At 73.1% G+C, this 16,260-nt stretch carries 15 protein-coding genes and 1 pseudogene; 5 read left to right on the top strand and 11 right to left on the bottom strand.

Annotated elements, in window-relative coordinates; genetic code table 11:
* Window positions 1–94: 94 nt before the first annotated feature.
* Both HPS36_RS09090 and HPS36_RS09085 read right to left on the bottom strand, forming a co-directional pair.
* Window positions 95–1,753 carry a DUF255 domain-containing protein gene (locus HPS36_RS09090; protein WP_173229898.1) on the bottom strand — a complete coding sequence of 553 codons (1,659 nt, stop codon included), beginning with the start codon at window positions 1,751–1,753 and terminating at the stop codon, window positions 95–97.
* A 179-nt stretch (window positions 1,754–1,932) separates the two neighbouring features.
* Entirely contained in the window at window positions 1,933–2,154 is a 222-nt protein-coding gene (locus HPS36_RS09085) for a hypothetical protein (RefSeq protein ID WP_121562910.1), read from the bottom strand.
* Between the two features lie 280 nt (window positions 2,155–2,434).
* Here HPS36_RS09085 and HPS36_RS09080 point away from each other — a divergent pair, with 280 nt between their 5' ends.
* Complete coding sequence (locus HPS36_RS09080) at window positions 2,435–3,493, top strand: asparaginase domain-containing protein (RefSeq protein ID WP_173229897.1); 1,059 nt, start codon at window positions 2,435–2,437, stop codon at window positions 3,491–3,493.
* A gap of 105 nt (window positions 3,494–3,598) precedes the next feature.
* Window positions 3,599–4,279: pseudogene (locus HPS36_RS09075) on the top strand (hypothetical protein); the annotation flags it as partial.
* A 112-nt stretch (window positions 4,280–4,391) separates the two neighbouring features.
* Here the strand turns inward: HPS36_RS09075 and HPS36_RS09070 are convergent.
* From HPS36_RS09070 to cheB, 9 genes are all read right to left on the bottom strand, one after another.
* A complete protein-coding gene (locus tag HPS36_RS09070) occupies window positions 4,392–5,627 on the bottom strand; it encodes a carbohydrate kinase family protein (RefSeq protein WP_173229895.1) in 1,236 nt (411 codons plus the stop codon).
* Window positions 5,624–6,595 carry a ribose 1,5-bisphosphate isomerase gene (locus tag HPS36_RS09065; protein ID WP_173229894.1) on the bottom strand — a complete coding sequence of 324 codons (972 nt, stop codon included), beginning with the start codon at window positions 6,593–6,595 and terminating at the stop codon, window positions 5,624–5,626. The genes HPS36_RS09070 and HPS36_RS09065 overlap by 4 nt, the downstream gene beginning before the upstream one ends.
* Window positions 6,596–6,697: 102 nt before the next feature.
* Window positions 6,698–7,390: a class II aldolase/adducin family protein gene (locus tag HPS36_RS09060; protein ID WP_173229893.1), complete on the bottom strand. Its 693-nt coding sequence runs from the start codon at window positions 7,388–7,390 to the stop codon at window positions 6,698–6,700.
* Window positions 7,387–8,100, bottom strand: a complete 714-nt coding sequence (locus HPS36_RS09055; RefSeq protein WP_173229892.1) for an HAD family hydrolase — start codon at window positions 8,098–8,100, stop codon at window positions 7,387–7,389. Before HPS36_RS09055 ends, HPS36_RS09060 begins: the two co-directional genes overlap by 4 nt.
* Window positions 8,101–8,184: 84 nt before the next feature.
* Window positions 8,185–9,057, bottom strand: coding sequence for a CheF family chemotaxis protein (locus HPS36_RS09050; protein WP_121562917.1), 873 nt, complete (start codon window positions 9,055–9,057; stop codon window positions 8,185–8,187).
* Window positions 9,058–10,272: a HEAT repeat domain-containing protein gene (locus HPS36_RS09045; protein ID WP_173229891.1), complete on the bottom strand. Its 1,215-nt coding sequence runs from the start codon at window positions 10,270–10,272 to the stop codon at window positions 9,058–9,060. It abuts the gene before it with no gap.
* Window positions 10,272–11,090: a CheR family methyltransferase gene (locus HPS36_RS09040; RefSeq protein ID WP_121562919.1), complete on the bottom strand. Its 819-nt coding sequence runs from the start codon at window positions 11,088–11,090 to the stop codon at window positions 10,272–10,274. Before HPS36_RS09040 ends, HPS36_RS09045 begins: the two co-directional genes overlap by 1 nt.
* Window positions 11,087–13,381 (bottom strand): chemotaxis protein CheA, encoded by a 2,295-nt coding sequence (locus tag HPS36_RS09035; RefSeq protein WP_173229890.1) that lies wholly within the window; start codon window positions 13,379–13,381, stop codon window positions 11,087–11,089. Before HPS36_RS09035 ends, HPS36_RS09040 begins: the two co-directional genes overlap by 4 nt.
* A complete protein-coding gene (gene cheB / locus HPS36_RS09030) occupies window positions 13,381–14,475 on the bottom strand; it encodes a chemotaxis-specific protein-glutamate methyltransferase CheB (protein ID WP_137716677.1) in 1,095 nt (364 codons plus the stop codon). Before cheB ends, HPS36_RS09035 begins: the two co-directional genes overlap by 1 nt.
* Before the next feature lie 102 nt (window positions 14,476–14,577).
* Between cheB and HPS36_RS09025 the strand changes: the two genes are divergently transcribed.
* The 3 genes from HPS36_RS09025 (at window position 14,578) to HPS36_RS09015 (ending at window position 16,247) form a co-directional block, all read left to right on the top strand.
* Window positions 14,578–15,051 (top strand): chemotaxis protein CheW, encoded by a 474-nt coding sequence (locus HPS36_RS09025; RefSeq protein ID WP_137716678.1) that lies wholly within the window; start codon window positions 14,578–14,580, stop codon window positions 15,049–15,051.
* A 108-nt stretch (window positions 15,052–15,159) separates the two neighbouring features.
* Window positions 15,160–15,855 carry an RAD55 family ATPase gene (locus tag HPS36_RS09020; protein ID WP_137716679.1) on the top strand — a complete coding sequence of 232 codons (696 nt, stop codon included), beginning with the start codon at window positions 15,160–15,162 and terminating at the stop codon, window positions 15,853–15,855.
* The gene (locus HPS36_RS09015; protein ID WP_173229889.1) at window positions 15,855–16,247 is read left to right on the top strand and encodes a hypothetical protein; all 393 of its coding nucleotides are present in this window, start codon (window positions 15,855–15,857) and stop codon (window positions 16,245–16,247) included. The genes HPS36_RS09020 and HPS36_RS09015 overlap by 1 nt, the downstream gene beginning before the upstream one ends.
* The last annotated feature ends 13 nt before the right edge of the window (window positions 16,248–16,260 follow it).

Below are 16,260 nucleotides of genomic sequence, written 5' to 3'. Positions count from 1 at the left end.
GCATCGTCCGTTTACGATCCGCGAAGGGCCTCGCGGACGACCGTCGAAGCGAGGTCGCTGCCCCCGACGCGTCGATCCAGCCCGGTCGCGGATCTCAGGCGAGCACGTCGCCGACCCGGTCCATCAACTCGTCGGGCGTTTCCGCCGGCTCCGAGGCGCCGTCGCCGGCGAGGACGACCGCGGTCCCCTCGGGGACCGTCCGCGGCGCCGGCGCGTCGGCCTCGTGGGCGTTCGGCGCGACGACCTTCTCGTGGTCGGCGACCCGCCACGCGGCGCGGTGGAGGTCGCTCCCGGGCTCCGTCCCGACCGCGATGACCGTCGTGCCGCGCCGGAGTCGGGCGGCGAGGCTCCCGTAGGCGGCGACCTGAACGCTCAGTCGCTCGGTGGCGCCGGCGAACGCCTCGGCGGTCTCCCGGGCGACCTCGCGGTAGCGGTCCTCGCCGGTGAGCGCCGCGAGGTCGCAGAGCGCCGTCGCCATCTCGACGTTGGCGTCGAGCGGGCGGAACGACCGGTCGAGCAGCCCGGGTCCGGTGCGCGGGCCGTCGACGAACGAGCCGTCGACGCGGAGCCGGTCGATCGCTCGGTCCGCGACCGCGCGGGCGACGGCGGCGCCCTCGCCGCGCACGCCGGCGGCGCGGACGTACGCGCCGACGACGCGGGCGGCGTCTTCGAGCAGGTCTGACTCGCCGGTCTCGTCGCTGCCGCGGTAGTGCGTCACCTCGCCGGTGTCGGCGTCGATCAGGTCGCGTTCGAGCCCGTCGAGGATGCGCCCGCCGTACTCGCGGGCCCGCTCGTCGTCGGTGTAGGCGGCCACCGCGAGGAGCGCGTCCGCGGCGAGCGCGTTGCCGCCCGCGAACACGGTGAGGTCGCGGCGGGGCTCGTCCAGGTCCGCGCGGTCCTCGGCGGGCGCGGCGTAGTAGGCGCGACCGAGCCCCGGGCCGAGGCTCCCGCCGACGCCGTAGCCCGTCCAGAGGTCGTCCGTGAGGAAGGAGACGGCGTCGAGCGCGGGGTCGAGGTAGGCCTCGTCGCCGGTGTAGAGGAAGGCGTTGGCGAACGCACGGGTCACGGCGGCGTTCGTGTCGAGCGGCTTCTCGTAGGCCACGTCGCCCCAGTCCGACGTGCCCGCGTACCGGAAGAACCCGCCGTCGACGTCGTCGGTCAGGTGGTCGCGGACCGCGTCGAGCGTCCGGAGCGCCCGGTTCCGGTCGCGCTTCAGCGCGAACTCGACGGTGCGGGGGAGCGGGAACTTCGCGTCGGTCCCCCAGCCGGCGTGTTCGGCGTCGTACTTGGCCTCCAGCTGGCCCGCGAGGTGGCTCTCTATCGCGTCGGTCACCTCGCCGCGGGGCGGCAGGTCGGCGTCGAGCGCGCGGGGGACGCGCCCGGCCTCCCGGCCCTTGTCGGCCCACATCTGCCGGACCGACTCGAGGACCTGCCGCATGCCGTCCACGTCGAGGTAGCCCGCGCCCGTCAGCAGCGTCCCCTCGGGCGTGAGGAAGGCGGTCGTCGGGAACCCGCCCATGTTGTACCGCTCGCGCACCCGGGGGTGGCGGTCGACGTCGACGCGGACGGGGACGAACCCCTCGTTGACGTTGGCCGCGATCCGCGGCTCCGCGTAGGTGATCGCGTCCATCTCGTGACAGCCCTCGCACCAGGTGGCCGACAGCGAGAGCAGCACCGGGCAGTCGCGCTCGTCCGCCTCAGCGAACGCCTCGGGGCCCCAGTCGCGCCACTCGACGCGGGTCTCGTCGCTCATATCCCCAGTCGGACTGGGGCGGGGGTAAGCGCTTCGAGAGCGGCCCGCTGGGACGGCACGCGGAGGGCGACGGAGCGGCGGCTGTGAGGGGAAACGACGGAGGGCGGAAGGAGGGCGCTGCGTCGGTGTCCACGCGACGCATCGGCGTTCGGACGGGCGGTTCGGTCGGCGGTCCGGCGTCAGCGCTTGTAGTCGTGGCCGAGCGCGAGCGCGAGGGCGTTCGCGAACAGGAGGGCGACGAACAGCTGCCCGGTGCCGCCGTCGAGCCCCGAGTACAGCAGCACGGGGTACGCCGCCGGGATGGCGATGGCCGCCCAGAAGGCGGCCGCCTTGACGGTACCGGTCATCAGCCCGGCGAGCCGTTCGCCGGAGGCGATCTGGGTGGGAGCGGGGGTTGACATGGACACTTCTCCGTACGACGGGGACCCACATATACCCCGCCGAGGGTTCGGCGAATTTCACGGCGTTTCTCGACCGATCGGGTCGTTTTACAACCGGCGCAGAAACGTTTTAACCGTTCATCGAGCCCGCTAATCCTTTGTTCCCGGATCGTCGCCGATCCGGGCGTTCCGGTCGCTCACGGGGCGTCCCGCGGGGCCGACCGCGGCGGCCCGGCGGACGCCGGCCCGGGCGACTGCCGCGGCACCAACCGCTTTGTCCGTCGGGCGGCGAGTGAGGGGCATGACCGAGACCGATCGCCGCGACCGACGCGATGACCGGACGGACCGAGACGACGACGCGCGCGCCGACGGCGGCCGCCCGCGGGTGGCGGTCGTCGCCTGCGGCGGCACCATCGCCTCGGAGCCCGGCGACGACGGCGCGGCGCCCGAGAAGACCGGCGACGACCTCGTGGCCGCGGTGCCGGCCGTGTCGGACCACGCCCGGGTGACGACGGCCGAGGTGTGCTCGCAGCCGGGATTCGACGTGCGGTGGCGGGACGTGCTCGCGACCGCGGCGGCCGCCCGCGACGCGGTCGGCGAGGGGGCCGACGGCGTCGTCGTCACCCACGGGACGGACACCTTGGCGGACACCGCGTTCGCGCTCGACCTGCTCACGGACCTCGACGCGCCGGTCGTCGTCACGGGCGCGCAGCGCCGCCTCGACGAGCCCTCCAGCGACGTGCCGGCGAACCTCGCGCTCGCGGTCCGGGCGGCCGCAGATGCCCGGTTCTCGCCCGGCGTTCACGTCGCGTTCGACGACGAGCTCCACGCCGCGCGCGACGTCGTGAAGGGGCACAGCAACGCGCTGTCGACGATGACCTCGCCGGGGACGGGGCCGGTCGCGACGTTCACCCGCGACGCCTCGCGGCTCGTCCGCACCCCCGAGCGCGGCGTCGCGGTCGACCCGCTCGCGGACGCGATCGAGGACTCATCCGACGTCCCCGAGGTCCCGGTGATCCACTCCGGGACCGGCGTCGGCGCGGGCGCGATCGAACGCGCGCTCGACGCGGGCGTCGGCGGGATCGTGGTCGAGGGCACCGGGCTCGGCAACGTCACCGGCGCGCTCGGCGACGCGATCGGTGAGGCGGTCGCGTCCGTACCGGTCGTCGTCGCCGGCCGCCCGCCCGCCGGGCCGACGGAGCCGGTGTACGGGACGCCGGGCGGCGCCGTCACGCTCGCGGGCCACGGCGTGACGTTCGCCGGCGACCTCCCGGCCGCGAAGGCGCGCGTCGCGCTCGCGCTCGGCCTCGCCGCGGGGCTCGACGGCGAGGGGATCGAGGCGCTGTTCGCGCCGGCGTGAGGCGACCGCGGGCGCGCTGAAGGGGCGGAATCGCCCGCCGGTGTCGGTCAGACGGTTGTTTTCGTTTACACGAGGCCCTTATGTGCCGCCCGCGTACCGGGAGGTATGAGTCAGCTCACGCGACGAGCCGCCCTCTACGGCGTCGCCGGCGGCGTCGCCGCGCTCGCGGGGTGTACCGAGGCCGGCGTCCCGGCGGACGGGGACGGCACCGACGGCGGAGACGGAGTCGGAAACGGCACGGACGGGAGCGACGGGGACGGAAGCGACGGAGCCGACGGAGACGGCGGCGACGGACCCGACAGCGACGACGAGGAGGTAACGACGGTCGTCCAGCAGGTCGGTGCCGCCCTCTCGGGCCCCACGTGGGACCGGACCGAGCAGCGCGGCTTCTGCGCGCTGATCGCCGAGGAGGGGGACGCCTCGTGGCTCCTCGACGACGCACCCGAAGAGGTCCGCGCGTTCGTCGAGGAGACCGACTTCGCGGCGTCGGTGCTCGTCTACGTCGAGTCCGTCGGTCCCGACACCTGTCACGACGAGATTACGTTCGATAGCACCGGCATGGGCGTCGAGGACGGGACCTTCGTCGCGGACGCGACGGTCCAGGGGCCGGGGAGCGACGACGTCGCCTGCGGCGAGGCGATCACTTACCCGGCCGCGCTGATCCGGGTCACGAGCGACCCGCTCCCCGACGCGGCCCGGCTCACCGTCACCGACGGCTGGGGCGAGACGGGGACGGTGCGCGACGGCGAGGGCGTCCCGGACTCGGACCGGCTCGCCGGCGGGATCTGATCCGCCGGGGACGGCTCGACCGTTCCTGTTTCGGTCGCCAACGACGTGGAGCGGGCCGCTCCGCGCCGCTGCGCGAGGCCGCGGCCCGTGGACGACGCCCGCGCCCGATTCAGGCCCGGACCTCGATGAGGAGGTCCGTCTCGGGCGACTCGCCCATCCGCTCGCGGACGCGGTCCCACGAGAGGTCGGTTCGGGCGGTCACCGACTCGGTGGCGACGGCGCCGCAGGCGTTCCCGACGAGTATGGGCACCTGGTAGTCGCGCGGGTCGTGCGAGAAGCCGTCGCCGGTGATCTCCGGCTCGCGGAGCGCGGCCGCGAGGAACCCGGCCGCGAAGGCGTCGCCCGCGCCGGTCGTGTCGACCGGGTCGACGTCGAACCCCGGGTGCGAGACGCTGCCGTGCGGCGTCCGCACCGTCGCGCCCTCGTCGCCGAGCTTGATCGCGACGACGCGGTCGTCCGGCTCCCACGGGTCCACGTCGGTCGCCGCGTCGAGCGCGTCCGCCTCCCGGTCGTTTACGAAGAGCACGTCGCTCGCGTGGAGCGCGGCGTCGAACTCGCGGTCGGCGACGCGGCGGCCGGGGTCGAAGCTGCGGGTCGCGCCCGCCTCCGCGGCCGCCGTCGCGAGCGCCGCCGCGGTCTCGGGCTGTTGCCCGGTGAGGTGGAGGTGGTCGGCGGCCGCGAGCGTGTCGCGGTCGAGCCCGGCCGCCGAGAACGACTCGTTGGCGCCGTCGTTCGCGAGCATGAGCAGCTCCCCGCCGCCGTCGACGATGACGTACTTCACCGAGGTGGGCTCGTCGGCGTCGACGAGCACCTGTCCGGGGTCGACGCCGGCGCTCGCGAGCTCGCGCAGCGCGAGCGCGCCCGACTCGTCGCCCCCGACGCTGCCGTAGACGACCGACTGGCCGCCGAGGTCGACGAGCCCGACCGCGACGTTCGCGGCGCTGCCCCCGCCGGACTGTTCGAGCCGGTCGATCCGCGTCTCGCCGTCCGGCTCGGGGAGGCTGTCGACGTGGATCGTCACGTCCCAGTTGATGTGGCCCGCCGAGACGACCTTCGGCACGCGGTCGGCGTCGTCCGGGGTCAGGTCCGGGTCGCGGTCGACCGCGGGGTCGACCTCGTCGTCGGAGGCGGTGCCGGCGGCGTCGCCGCCGTCGTCGCTCACGTCGCTCGCGTCGCCGGAGGGGTCGCCCTCCCACTCGTCGACCTCGCTTTCCCACTCCGCGACGGTCTCGTCCCAGTCGTCGACGCCCTCGCCGTCGTCGGGGTCGGCGCCGGCGGGGCGGTCGCCGTCGGCCGGGTCGTCCGCCGAGGGCTCGTCCCCCGGAGCGCCGTCGCGCCCGCTCATGGCTCGGCCCACGGCTCGGCGGCGCCCTCGCCGAACAGCTCCCGCATCAGCGTCACGATGCTCTCCGGGGGGAACTGCCCGTGTTCGGTGACGATCGCGTCCATGTACCGCGGCGGCGTCACGTCGAACGCGGGGTTCTCGACGGTTATCTCGCCGATCGCCTCGCGGGTTCCCGGCTCGATCACCTCCTCCTCCGAGCGCATCTCGATCTCGACGGTGTGGCCCGTCAGCGTCTCCGGGTGGAGCTTGATCGTCTGGGCCGCGGTCATGATCGGGACGCCGCGCTCGCGGGCGTTGACCGCGAGCCCGGAGGTGCCGATCTTGTTGATCACGCCGCCGTCCGCGGCGATCGAGTCGGCGCCGACGACGACGTGGTCGACCTCGTCGAGGTAGCGCCGCGCCGCGGAGTCGACGATGAGCGTGACCGGAACGCCCATGTCGCGGAGCGCCTCGGCCGTGATGTGCCCCTGCTGGCGCGGGCGCGTCTCCTTGACGACCGCCGAGATGGACTTGCCCTGCTCGACGGCCGCCTCGATACACGCCAGCGCGTCGGTGGAGTGGCAGTGCGTCATCACCGTGTCGCCGTCCGCGAGGCGGTTCGCGCCCACCTGGCCGAGGTCCTCCTGCGCGCGGTCGAGCTGGTCGACGAACGCCTCGCTGGCGTCGACGACGCTCCGGCGGAGCCGGTCGACCGAGTCACCCTCCATCCGCTGGAGGACGTATCGGAGTGCGTTCGGCAGCGACACCGCGGTCGGGCGCGTCTCGCGGAGCGTCCGCGCCGCGGCGCGCATCGACGCGCGGAACGCCTCTGGGTCGCTCGCGGTCGCGTCCGCCTCGGCCGCGGCGGCCGCCTGGTCGGCGAGCGCCTCGGCGGCGGCGGAGGCGATGGTGGCCGCGCCGCGGATCTCCATGGTCGCGATCGACTCGGCGGTCTCGCGGACCGCCGGCGACGGCTCCGTGTCTGTCATACCGATCCGGTAGCCGCCCGTGTATTTATAAAACCGGCCGACTGGCGGCGCGGGGCGTCGGGCCGCGCCGCGTCGCCTCGGCCCACTCCGCGTCGGGCCGCCCTACTCCGCGTCGGGCTGTTGCCCGTAGCTCTCGAACCGCTCCTCGACCGTCGCCATCTGCTCGTCGGTGAGGACGTGCGGCTCGCCGACGGCCGACGCGCGGAGGTAGAGCCGGCAGATGTCCTCGACGTGGCGGGTGTTCTCGACCGCCGTCGCCACGTCCGGGCCGGTGACGACGAGCCCGTGGTTCGCTAAGATTGCGGCGTCGGAGTCGGCCTCGGCCATCGCGGCGACGACGTTCGCGGCCAGCTCCTCGGTGCCGTACGGCGCGTAGTCCGCCAGCGGGACCTCTCGGCCCACGGCGGCGATCATGTAGTGGATCGGCGGGAGCCGCCGGTGGAGCGTCGCCATCGTGGTCGCCCACGGCGAGTGGGTGTGGACGATCGCGCCCGGCCGGTCGTGTCCGTAGATGCCCGTGTGCATCGGCACCTCGCTCGACGGCGCCATCCGGCCGGCGAGCCGCTCGCCGTCGAGCGAGACCACCGGCACGTCGACCGCGTCGAAGGAGTCGTACGGGACGCCGGTCGGCGTGACGGCGACGCGGTCGCCCTCGCGGACGCTCAGGTTGCCGGTCCGGCCGGGCGTCAGGTCCGCGAGCGCCGGCGCGTACGCGACGACCGCCTCGCGCGCCTCGCGCAGGAGGTCCGGGTTCGCGTCCGGGTCGGAGCCGGCGCCGGAGCCGTCAGGGCTCACGCCGCCACCTCCGTCAGGTCGGCGAAGGCGTCGAGCCGGTGGTCCGGCCGCTGCGGCTCCGAGAGCTCCGCGTCGGCGGGCGCGTCGCCGTCGGCGACGAACAGCGCCGAATCGAGTCCGACCGCGTCGGCGCCGGAGATGTCCGTCTCGACGTTGTCGCCGACGGCCAGCGCCTCGCTCGGGCGGTGGTCGAGCTCCGCGAGCGCGGTCGTGAACGGGAGCGCGCTCGGCTTCTCGCGGCCCACCTCCTCGGAGGTGACGAGCAGGTCGACCCGGTCGTCGATCCCGAGGCGCACGAGCTTGCGAAGCTGGACCCGCGTGGTGAGGTTCGTCACGACCGCCACGTCGGTCCCCGCCGCGTCGAGGGCGTCGAAGACCGCCTCGACGCCGTCACAGAGCGACATCGCGCCGAGGAAGCCGTTCCAGTAGGCGTCGCCGGCCGCCAGCGCGCCCGCGGGGTCGGGCCCGCCGGCGTGTCGGGACAGCCCGCGCTTGAAGTAGACGTGTCGGGAGTGCGAGGCCGCGGTGCCGCCGGTCTCGCGCTTCGTCTCCCGCCGCCCGGTCGCGTACAGGTCGTCGAACGCCGCGCGGTCCAGCTCGTACCCGCGCTCGCGGAGGGCGTCGAGCGCGGCCCGCTTGCCCGCCTCGTTACAGGGGGCGTACGGGTACAGCGTGTTGTCGAGGTCGAAAAGCACTGCCTCGTAGCTCATGCCCGTACTGCGCCGGGCGGCGACTTAAGGGTGATTCGACGCGCCGACGCGGAGGCGGGATCGCCCCCGGAGAGCGGGCGCGCCCTACTGCTCGTTCATCGCCTCGCTGGCGATGTTGCGGCCGCGGGAGTTGAGCGCGACCTCGCGGCGGATCCGGACCTCCTCGACGACCTCCAGCTCGACGAGCCGCTCGAACGTCTCCTCCACGTCGTCGACGTCCATCCCGAGGAACGAGGGGATCTCGAACGGCGAGACGCCGGAGTACAGCGCCATCAGCACCTCGCGGTCGCGGCTGGAGAGGTCGACGTTCGTCGACGACCGCTCCTCGCCCTTCCGGAGCCACGACTCGACGAACCGCATCCGGCTCGGCTCGCCGGCGACGTGCGTCTCGATGCTCGTCCCCTCGTCGTCGGTGTGCGACACCTCGATGACGGGCTTCTTCTCGCCGTTCACCGTGCGCTTCGCGGCGTCGAGGCCGCTGATGTCGTCGAGGTCGAACTTCACGAACGCGCCGCGCTCTAGGGCCGCGTTGAGCCCGTTCTCGTCGATCTTCACGCGGGCCTGCTCCCACTCGGTGTCCTGGACGACGCCCCCCTCGATGGCGGGGTGTTTCGCCATCACGGTCTTCTGGTCTAAGAGCGCGCGGTACACGTCGCGCTCGAACGGCTCGTGGTCCGAGGCGGCGACGAGCAGCACCTGCTCGCCGAGGTCGAAGCTCACGTAGTTGGAGACGCGCGCGACCGACTGGTTCGCGTCGTGGCGCCCGCCGAGCCGCTCCAGCTTCGACAGCGGGACGGTCCGCTTCCCGTCGTTGCCGGCCAGGATCAGCCGCCGGTTCGAGAGGAGGACGCGCCCGGGCGTCCACGATACGTCGCTCACCTTGCGGCCCTCGCGGACCGCGACGGCGAACTTCGCCTGCGTGTCCGTGATCTTGTACTCGCCGTCCTTCTGCGCCATTTAGGGACCCCCCGCGCGGAGCTTCGAGACCGCCGAGAACACGCGCTTCCTGACGGCCTGGCTGTCGTCGTCGGCGTACTCTTCGAGCTGGTTGAGCGTCTCCTGCCCGCCGATCTGTCCGAGGACGAACACCGCCTTCGCGCGGGCGTCCTCCGGGTGTTCGGGCCCGAGCTTGTCGAGCAGTCGGTCCTCGACGACCGGACCGCCGAGGCTCTTCAGGCTCGTGGCCGCGAACTGCGCGGTCTGCGGGTCGTCGTCCGCGAGCGCGTCGGCGAGCGCCTCGACCGCGGCCGACGCGTCCGGGTCGGCCACGCGCCCGAGGATCCACGCCGCGTTCCGCCGCTGGCGGGACTGCTGGCCCTCGGTGAGGATCTCGACCAGCGGCTCGACGACGGTCGCGTCGTCGGCCGCCTTCAGCTCGGAGACCACCTGGTCGCGGACCGCGTGGCTCTGCTGGGTCGGCACGTTCGAGAGCAGTTCGATCACCGAGTAGACGGCGGCGTTGCGGACGACCGCGCTCTCGTCGCCGAGCGCCCGCGCGAGCGGCTCGACCGGCTCCGGGTTGCTCGCCTTCCCGAGCGCGCCGGCCGCGATCCGGCGGATCGACTCGTCGCCGTCGTCGAGCAGGTCCAAGAGCGGCGACAGCGCCTCGTCGGTCCCGATCGTGCCCAAGGCGTTCGCCGCGGCGCGCCGGACGCGGGGCTCCGCGTCGCCGAGCCGCTCGCGAAGCCCCGGGATCGCCCGGGGGTCGGCGAATGTCCCGCAGGCCTGCGCCGCGCGGAGGCGGACGCGGGGGTCGTCGTCGTCGAGCGCGGTGACGAGGGGTTGGAGGCCGCTCGCGTCGTCGAGGCGGCCGAGCGCGTTCGCCGCCGCCATCCGGAGCTCCGGTCGGTCGGCCTTCAACGCCCGCGCGAACTTGCGCGCGGTGACCCACTCGGCCTCCGAGTCGCCGCCGCCGCCCGTCAGCTCCTTCAGGAGCTGTTGGAGCGCGGCCTCGCCGATCTCGTCGAGCGCGTCGACCGCGGCCCCGCGGACCTCGGGGTCGTCGTCCGTCGTCGCCGCGCGGAGCAGCGCGTCGATCGTCGGCTGATCGCCCTCCTCGCCGACCTCGCCGAGGAACTCCGCCGCGCGCCGCCGGACGGCCGCGCTGTCGCTGCCGAGCGCGTCCCGGAGGCGCTCCGCGTTCCCGTCCCGAGCGTGCTGGTACAGCGACATCAGCGCCTCCCGAACACCCGCCGTCGCTTGTCGATCGGTTCGTAGCGGTCGCTCCGGTCCGGGGGGACGCTCTCGGTCATCCCCAACACGAGGACGCCGTCGTCGGCGAGCGACGCCTCCAGCGTGTCGAAGAGGGCGGCCTTGTGGTCGACGTCGATGTAGATGAGCAGGTTCCGGCACAGCACCACGTCGAAGGGGTCGCGGGCGCCGTCGCGGATCAGGTCGTGCGTCTCGAAGTCGACGAGCCGCTTGACGGCGGGGCGCACCTGAAACGCATCGCCGTCGCGCTCGACGTAGCGATCCGGGTCCGAGAGCGGTTCGAGCTCCTCGGCGATGTCGGTCGTCCGCGTGGTGTGGTAGACGCCCTCGCGGGCGTTGTCGAGCGCCTCCTCGCTGATGTCGGAGCCGAGCACCTCCACGCGCGACTCGTCTATCTCGGGGTCGTCGCAGGCCAGCATCGCGACCGAGTACGGCTCGCGGCCGTCCGCCGACGGCGCCGACCAGACGCGGACGCGCCGCTGCTCCGCGGTCCGCTCGCGCAGCACGTCGCGGAGCACGTCCCACATCTCCGGGTTGCGGAAGAACTCCGTCACGTTGATCGTCAGCGCGTCCATCAGCGCCTGCCGCTCCTCGGCGTCCTCGCGGAGGATGCGCTCGTACTCGGCGTGCGACTCGGTGTCGCGGCGTCGCATCCGCGCCGTGATCCGGCGGTCGAGGTACGACTCGTTGTAGTACCCCGGCTCGAACGGGACCGTGTCGTCGATCTGGCGGAGCACGCCTTCGAACGCCGTCTCGCCGTCGTCCGCGGACCCGCTCATAGGCTCACCACGTCGAGCACGGCCACGACGTCCCCGTCGCCGAGGACGGCCGTGCCGCTGAGGCCCGGCGTCCCCGAGAGCGGGCCGTCGAGGGGTTTGACCACCACTTCCTCCTGGTCTAACACCGCGTCGCAGTGGAGCGCGACCTGGCGGGTCTCCTCGCGGATGCGGACGAGCATGCCGTCGTCGTTGAGGTCCCCGTCCGATCCGTCGGCCGCCGCGGGGTCGGCCGGGACGAACCCGTCGTCGCCCGGCTCGTCGACCGCGACGCCGCCGTCCGCGGCGGGCGACTCGGTCGAGGTCGGCTCGGCCGCGTTCGGATCGATCTCGCCGAGCCGCTCGTTCAGCCGGATGACCGGGTAGAGGTCGTCCTCGTGTCGCACGACCTCGTCGCCGTGGACCTCCTCGACGTCGTCGGCGCGGGCGACCTCCGCGATCGACTTGATCGGGATGCCGTACTCCGTGCCGCCGACGTCGACGAACATCACCTTCACGATGGCGACGGTGACGGGCAGCCGGAAGCGGACCGTGCTCCCCTCGCCCGGCTCGCTCTCGATCGAGACGGAGCCGTCGAGGTCGCGGGCGGTCGTCCGGACCACGTCCATCCCGACCCCGCGGCCGGAGACGTCGGTGACCTCCTCCGCGGTGGAGAAGCCGGGGTGGAACACGAGGTCGTACACCTCGTCGTCCTCCATCGCCTCGACCGCCTCGCGGCTCTTGACGCCCTCGTCGACCGCCTTGTCGCGGAGCTGGTCGGGGTCGAGCCCGCTCCCGTCGTCCGAGACCTCGATGATCACGTGGTCGCGCTCGCGCTCGGCCGTGAGTTCCACGTGGCCGGTCGGGTCCTTCCCGGCCGCCTCGCGCTCCTCGGGCGACTCGATCCCGTGGTCGACCGCGTTCCGCAGGACGTGGACGAGCGGGTCGCGCATCTCCGTGAGGATCGTCCGGTCTAACTCCACGTCGTCGCCCTCGATCTCGAAGTCGATCCGCTTGTCGAGGTCCCGCGAGATGTCGCGCACGAGCCGCGGGAACGAGTCGGACACCTGCGAGAACGGGATGAGCCGCATGTCCATCGCCGTGTCCTGGAGGCTGGAGGCGAGCTTGTCGAGCTCGTCTAAGGCGTCGGACTCCGCGTCCGTCCCCTCTATCTCCCGGCGGAGCTTGATCCGGCTCGTCACCAGCTGCTCGACGAGGCCGTACAGCTCGTCGACCTGGTCGACGTCGACGCGGATCGACTTGATCTCGTCGCCGGACTTGGAGTCGGAGCCCCCGGCGGAGCCGGAGTCGTCGCCGTCGTCGGACCGGTCGTCCGCCCCGTCGGCTTCCTCGTCCGGACTCGCCTCGTCGGCCCCTTCGGCGGGCGTCGGGTCGGCGGCCGCGTCGTCTTCCGCCGGGTCGTCCGCGGGCGCGTCGTCGTCCGCTGCTGTGTCGTCCTCCGCCACATCGTCCGCCCCGGCGTCGGGCGACGCGGGCTCCTCGCCGCCCGCGTCGCCCGAGTCGCCGACAGCGACGGCGGCGACGGACTCGACCTGCGTGAGCGCCCGGAGCCCCTCGGCGACGACGTCGGGGTCGGCGCCGCCGACGAAGGCGTCGAAGGACTCGTCGTACTCGCCGTCCTCCAGCGCCTCCGGGGACGGGTCGGTCGCGTGGCCGTCGAACTGCTCGTCGAGGGCCTGGAGGACGAGCGCCGCGTCGACGCCCGGCATCTGGGCGTCGCCGATCGTCACGTCCGCGTACGCGACCGGGCCCGGCAGGTCGGCCGCGCCCGCGGGCGGTTCGGGAACCGACACGTCCGGCGCGTCGTCGGCGTCGCCGCCGGCGTCGCCGTCGTCCGGCTCCTCGGCGTCGGCGTCCTCGGCGTCGGCTTCCGCCGCCTCCTCGCTCCCGGCGTCGGCGCCGTCTCCGCCGCCGACGGTGCCGTGTTCCTCCATCTCGCGCAGCCGCGATTCGAGGTCGGAGGGGTCGGTCGACACCTCGCCGGTGTCGGCGATCTCCTCGACCATCGCCTCGACCGCGTCGACCCCCTCGAAGAGGAGGTCCATCAGCTCCGGCGTCACCTCGCGCTCGCCCTGGCGGACCGCGTCCAGCAGGTCTTCCAGCGCGTGCCCGAAGTCGGAGACGTCCTCGTATCCCATCGCCGCCGCGTTCCCCTTCAGCGTGTGGGCGACGCGGAACACGTCGTCCATCGCCTCGGCGTCCTCGGGGTCGGCCTCCAGGGCGAGTAAGGCGTTGTTAAGGTCGGTGATGCCGTCCTCGGCCTCGGCGACGAACGCCGCGCGGTGGGAGTCCATCAGGCCTCACCCCCGACTATCGCGCCGGCCACGTCGTCGAGGTCGTACACCGCGTCGACCCCGCCGGTCTCGACCGCGCGCTTCGGCATGCCGTAGATGACGCAGGTGTCCTCGCTCTGCGCCAGCGTGCGCGCCCCGGCGTCGGCCATCGCGCGGATGCCCTCGGCGGCGTCCGAACCCATCCCGGTCAACACGACGCCGACGAGCGGGTCGTCGATCACCTCGGCCGCGGAGCGCATCGTCACGTCGGCCGCGGGGGTGACGGTGTGGGTGTCGTCGTCCGCGTCGAGCTTGACGCGGAGCCGCCCCGCCCGGTAGCTGTCGATCACCGTGTGGCTCCCGCCGCGGGCGACGAGCGCCTCGCCGGCCCCGATCCGCGCGCCGTCGCTCGCCTCGCGCACGTCGTACGCGGAGGCGGCGTCGAGCCGGTCCGCGAACCGCGAGGTGAACGCCTCCGGCATGTGCTGGACGATCACCACCCGGCAGTCCGCCATCGGCAGCGCCGACAGCACGCGCTCGACCGCGTTCGGCCCGCCGGTCGAGGCCGCGATCACCACGGTCAGCGGCCCGTCGACGGCCGCTCCGTCCGCGTCGGAGCCGGCGTCCGGCGAGCGCGACGCCGCCCCGCTGGGGTCGTCGCGCTCCCGGGTCGCGGCGTCGAGGTCGGCACCCGCGACCGAGCGCACCGCCTCCACGAGCCGGTCCGACTCCCGCGAGACGCCGGTCGACACCTCGCCGCCGGGCTTCGCGAAGAAGTCGACGGCCCCGCGGTCCAGCGCCTCGAAGGTGACCTCCGCGCCCTCGTCGGTGTGCGCCGACAGCATCAACACCGGCGTCGGCGTCTCCTCCATCAGCCGCTCGACCGCTTCGAGCCCCCCCATCCCGGGCATCTCCACGTCCATCGTGACGACGTCCGGGCGGGTCTCGGCGACCACCGAGAGCGCCTCTTCACCGTCCCCCGCCTCGCCGACGACCGCGACCCCGGCGTCGCTCAAGAGGTCGCTTATCAGCCCCCGCATGAACGGGGAGTCGTCGACGACCACCACCCGCGGCGACCCGTCCCGACCGCCGCGCCGATCCGTCGTCCTGCTCATGTCACAGGGCGGGCGCAGAATCAGCATAAATCCACGGACCCAGTAATCACCCCTGATAATTCAGGGAACACGGTTATTTGTCGGTTTACCGCAGGTGTGGGCATGGCAGCCACAGAGGCGGAGGCCGAACCGACCAAGGTGTTGGAGTTCGGGCTAGGCGACGGGACGTACTGTCTGGACATCGGCGTCATCGACGAGATCGTCGACGCGGGCGAGCTGACGCGAATTCCCAACTCGCCGGACCACGTCGAGGGGGTAATGGACCTCCGCGGCCGGACGACGACGATCGTCGACCCGAAGACGCTGTTCGACATAGAGGGGGACGGGAAGCGCGAGCGGATCGTCGTCTTCGACGACGCCGAGATCGACGAGGGCGGCACCGTCGGCTGGATGGTCGACGAGGTGTTCCAGGTCCGCGACGTCTCGCCCGAGGACGTCGACCAGGGCACCACCGTCGAGGACGAGGGCGTCCGCGGCATCGTCAAGTCCGACGACCGGTTCGTCGTGTGGGTCTCGCCGGACGTCGACGACGCGCTCGCCGCGGACCTCGACGACGTCGACGCCGCGGAGGCGTAGACGGGGGATCCGGCCGTCGCGCGGGCGCCGACCCGCCGCGGCCGATCGGTTCTCACCCGTGAGAACCGGGTGCCAACGCTTATCAGCGGTCCAACGGGTCACATACGTATGCGTGTCTCAAGCGGCGTCCCGGGGTTCGACGACCTCGTCGACGGCGGGTTTCCCGACGGCCGGCTGTACGTGGTGAGCGGTCCGCCCGGGAGCGGCAAAACGACCTTCTGTTCGCAGTTCGCGGCCCAGGGCGCCCGGAACGGCGAAGACGTCCTCTACATCAGCATGCACGAGACCAAGGAGGGGATCCGCGAGGACATGAGCGGCTACGACTTCGGGTTCGACCGCGCGCTCGACTCCGACCGCGTCACCTTCCTCGACTCCTTCTCGTCGGACGGCCGCCGCTTCTTCGGCCTCCCCGGCGACCGCCGCGACCGGTCCGGCGTCACCAACCGGCTCACCGGCTTCATCAACTCCCGCGACATCGACCGGGTCGTCTTCGACTCGACCATGCTGTTGCGGTTCCTCCTCGACGACGACGAGGACACGATGATCCAGCTGCTCTCCTCGCTGAAGCGGACCGACGCCACGACGCTCCTGATATCGGAGATGACCGACCCGAGCGCCTACTCGGAGGAGCACTACCTCGCGCACGGCGTCGTCTTCATGCACAACTACCTCGAAGACGAGGGGATGCGGCGCGGGGTCCAGGTGCTGAAGATGCGGGGGACGAACGTCGACACCGACATCCAGGACGTGGAGTTCACCGACGGCGGGCTCCGCGTCGGCTCGGCAGCGACGGTGACGCACTGATGTACGACCGCACGTTCGGCACGGAGTGGGACGACCTCTCCCGGGAGGAGGCCGTCGAGCGCGCCTTCGCGCTCGGCGTCGCGGCCGGCGTCGACAGCCCCCGTCCGGAGGAGTTGGAACGGGTGCTGGAGGCGTTCCCGGGGGGCTACGACCAGAGCATCGTGGAGCTGGCGTACGACGAGGGCCGGACGAAGGCGCTGGAGGCGGCGGCGGAGCGGGACGACCCCGACGACGAGGCCGTCTGGCGGTCGCTCGTCGACGGGGCCGGGGAGCCGCGCGAGTCCCCGGTGCCCGCCGCGCTGCCCGGTGCGATACGCGAGCTGACACTGACCGACGGGCCGCGGGAGGGCCCGCCGTCCTCGCTCGACCTCCCTTCCATGCTCCGAAAGTGATCCCTCGGAAGGG

It is taken from the genome of Halorubrum salinarum, assembly GCF_013267195.1.
In the GTDB taxonomy this organism is placed as follows: Archaea; Halobacteriota; Halobacteria; order Halobacteriales; family Haloferacaceae; genus Halorubrum; species Halorubrum salinarum.
Note: the sequence above shows the minus strand (reverse complement) of the source record. Positions and strands in the feature narration are given on the sequence as shown.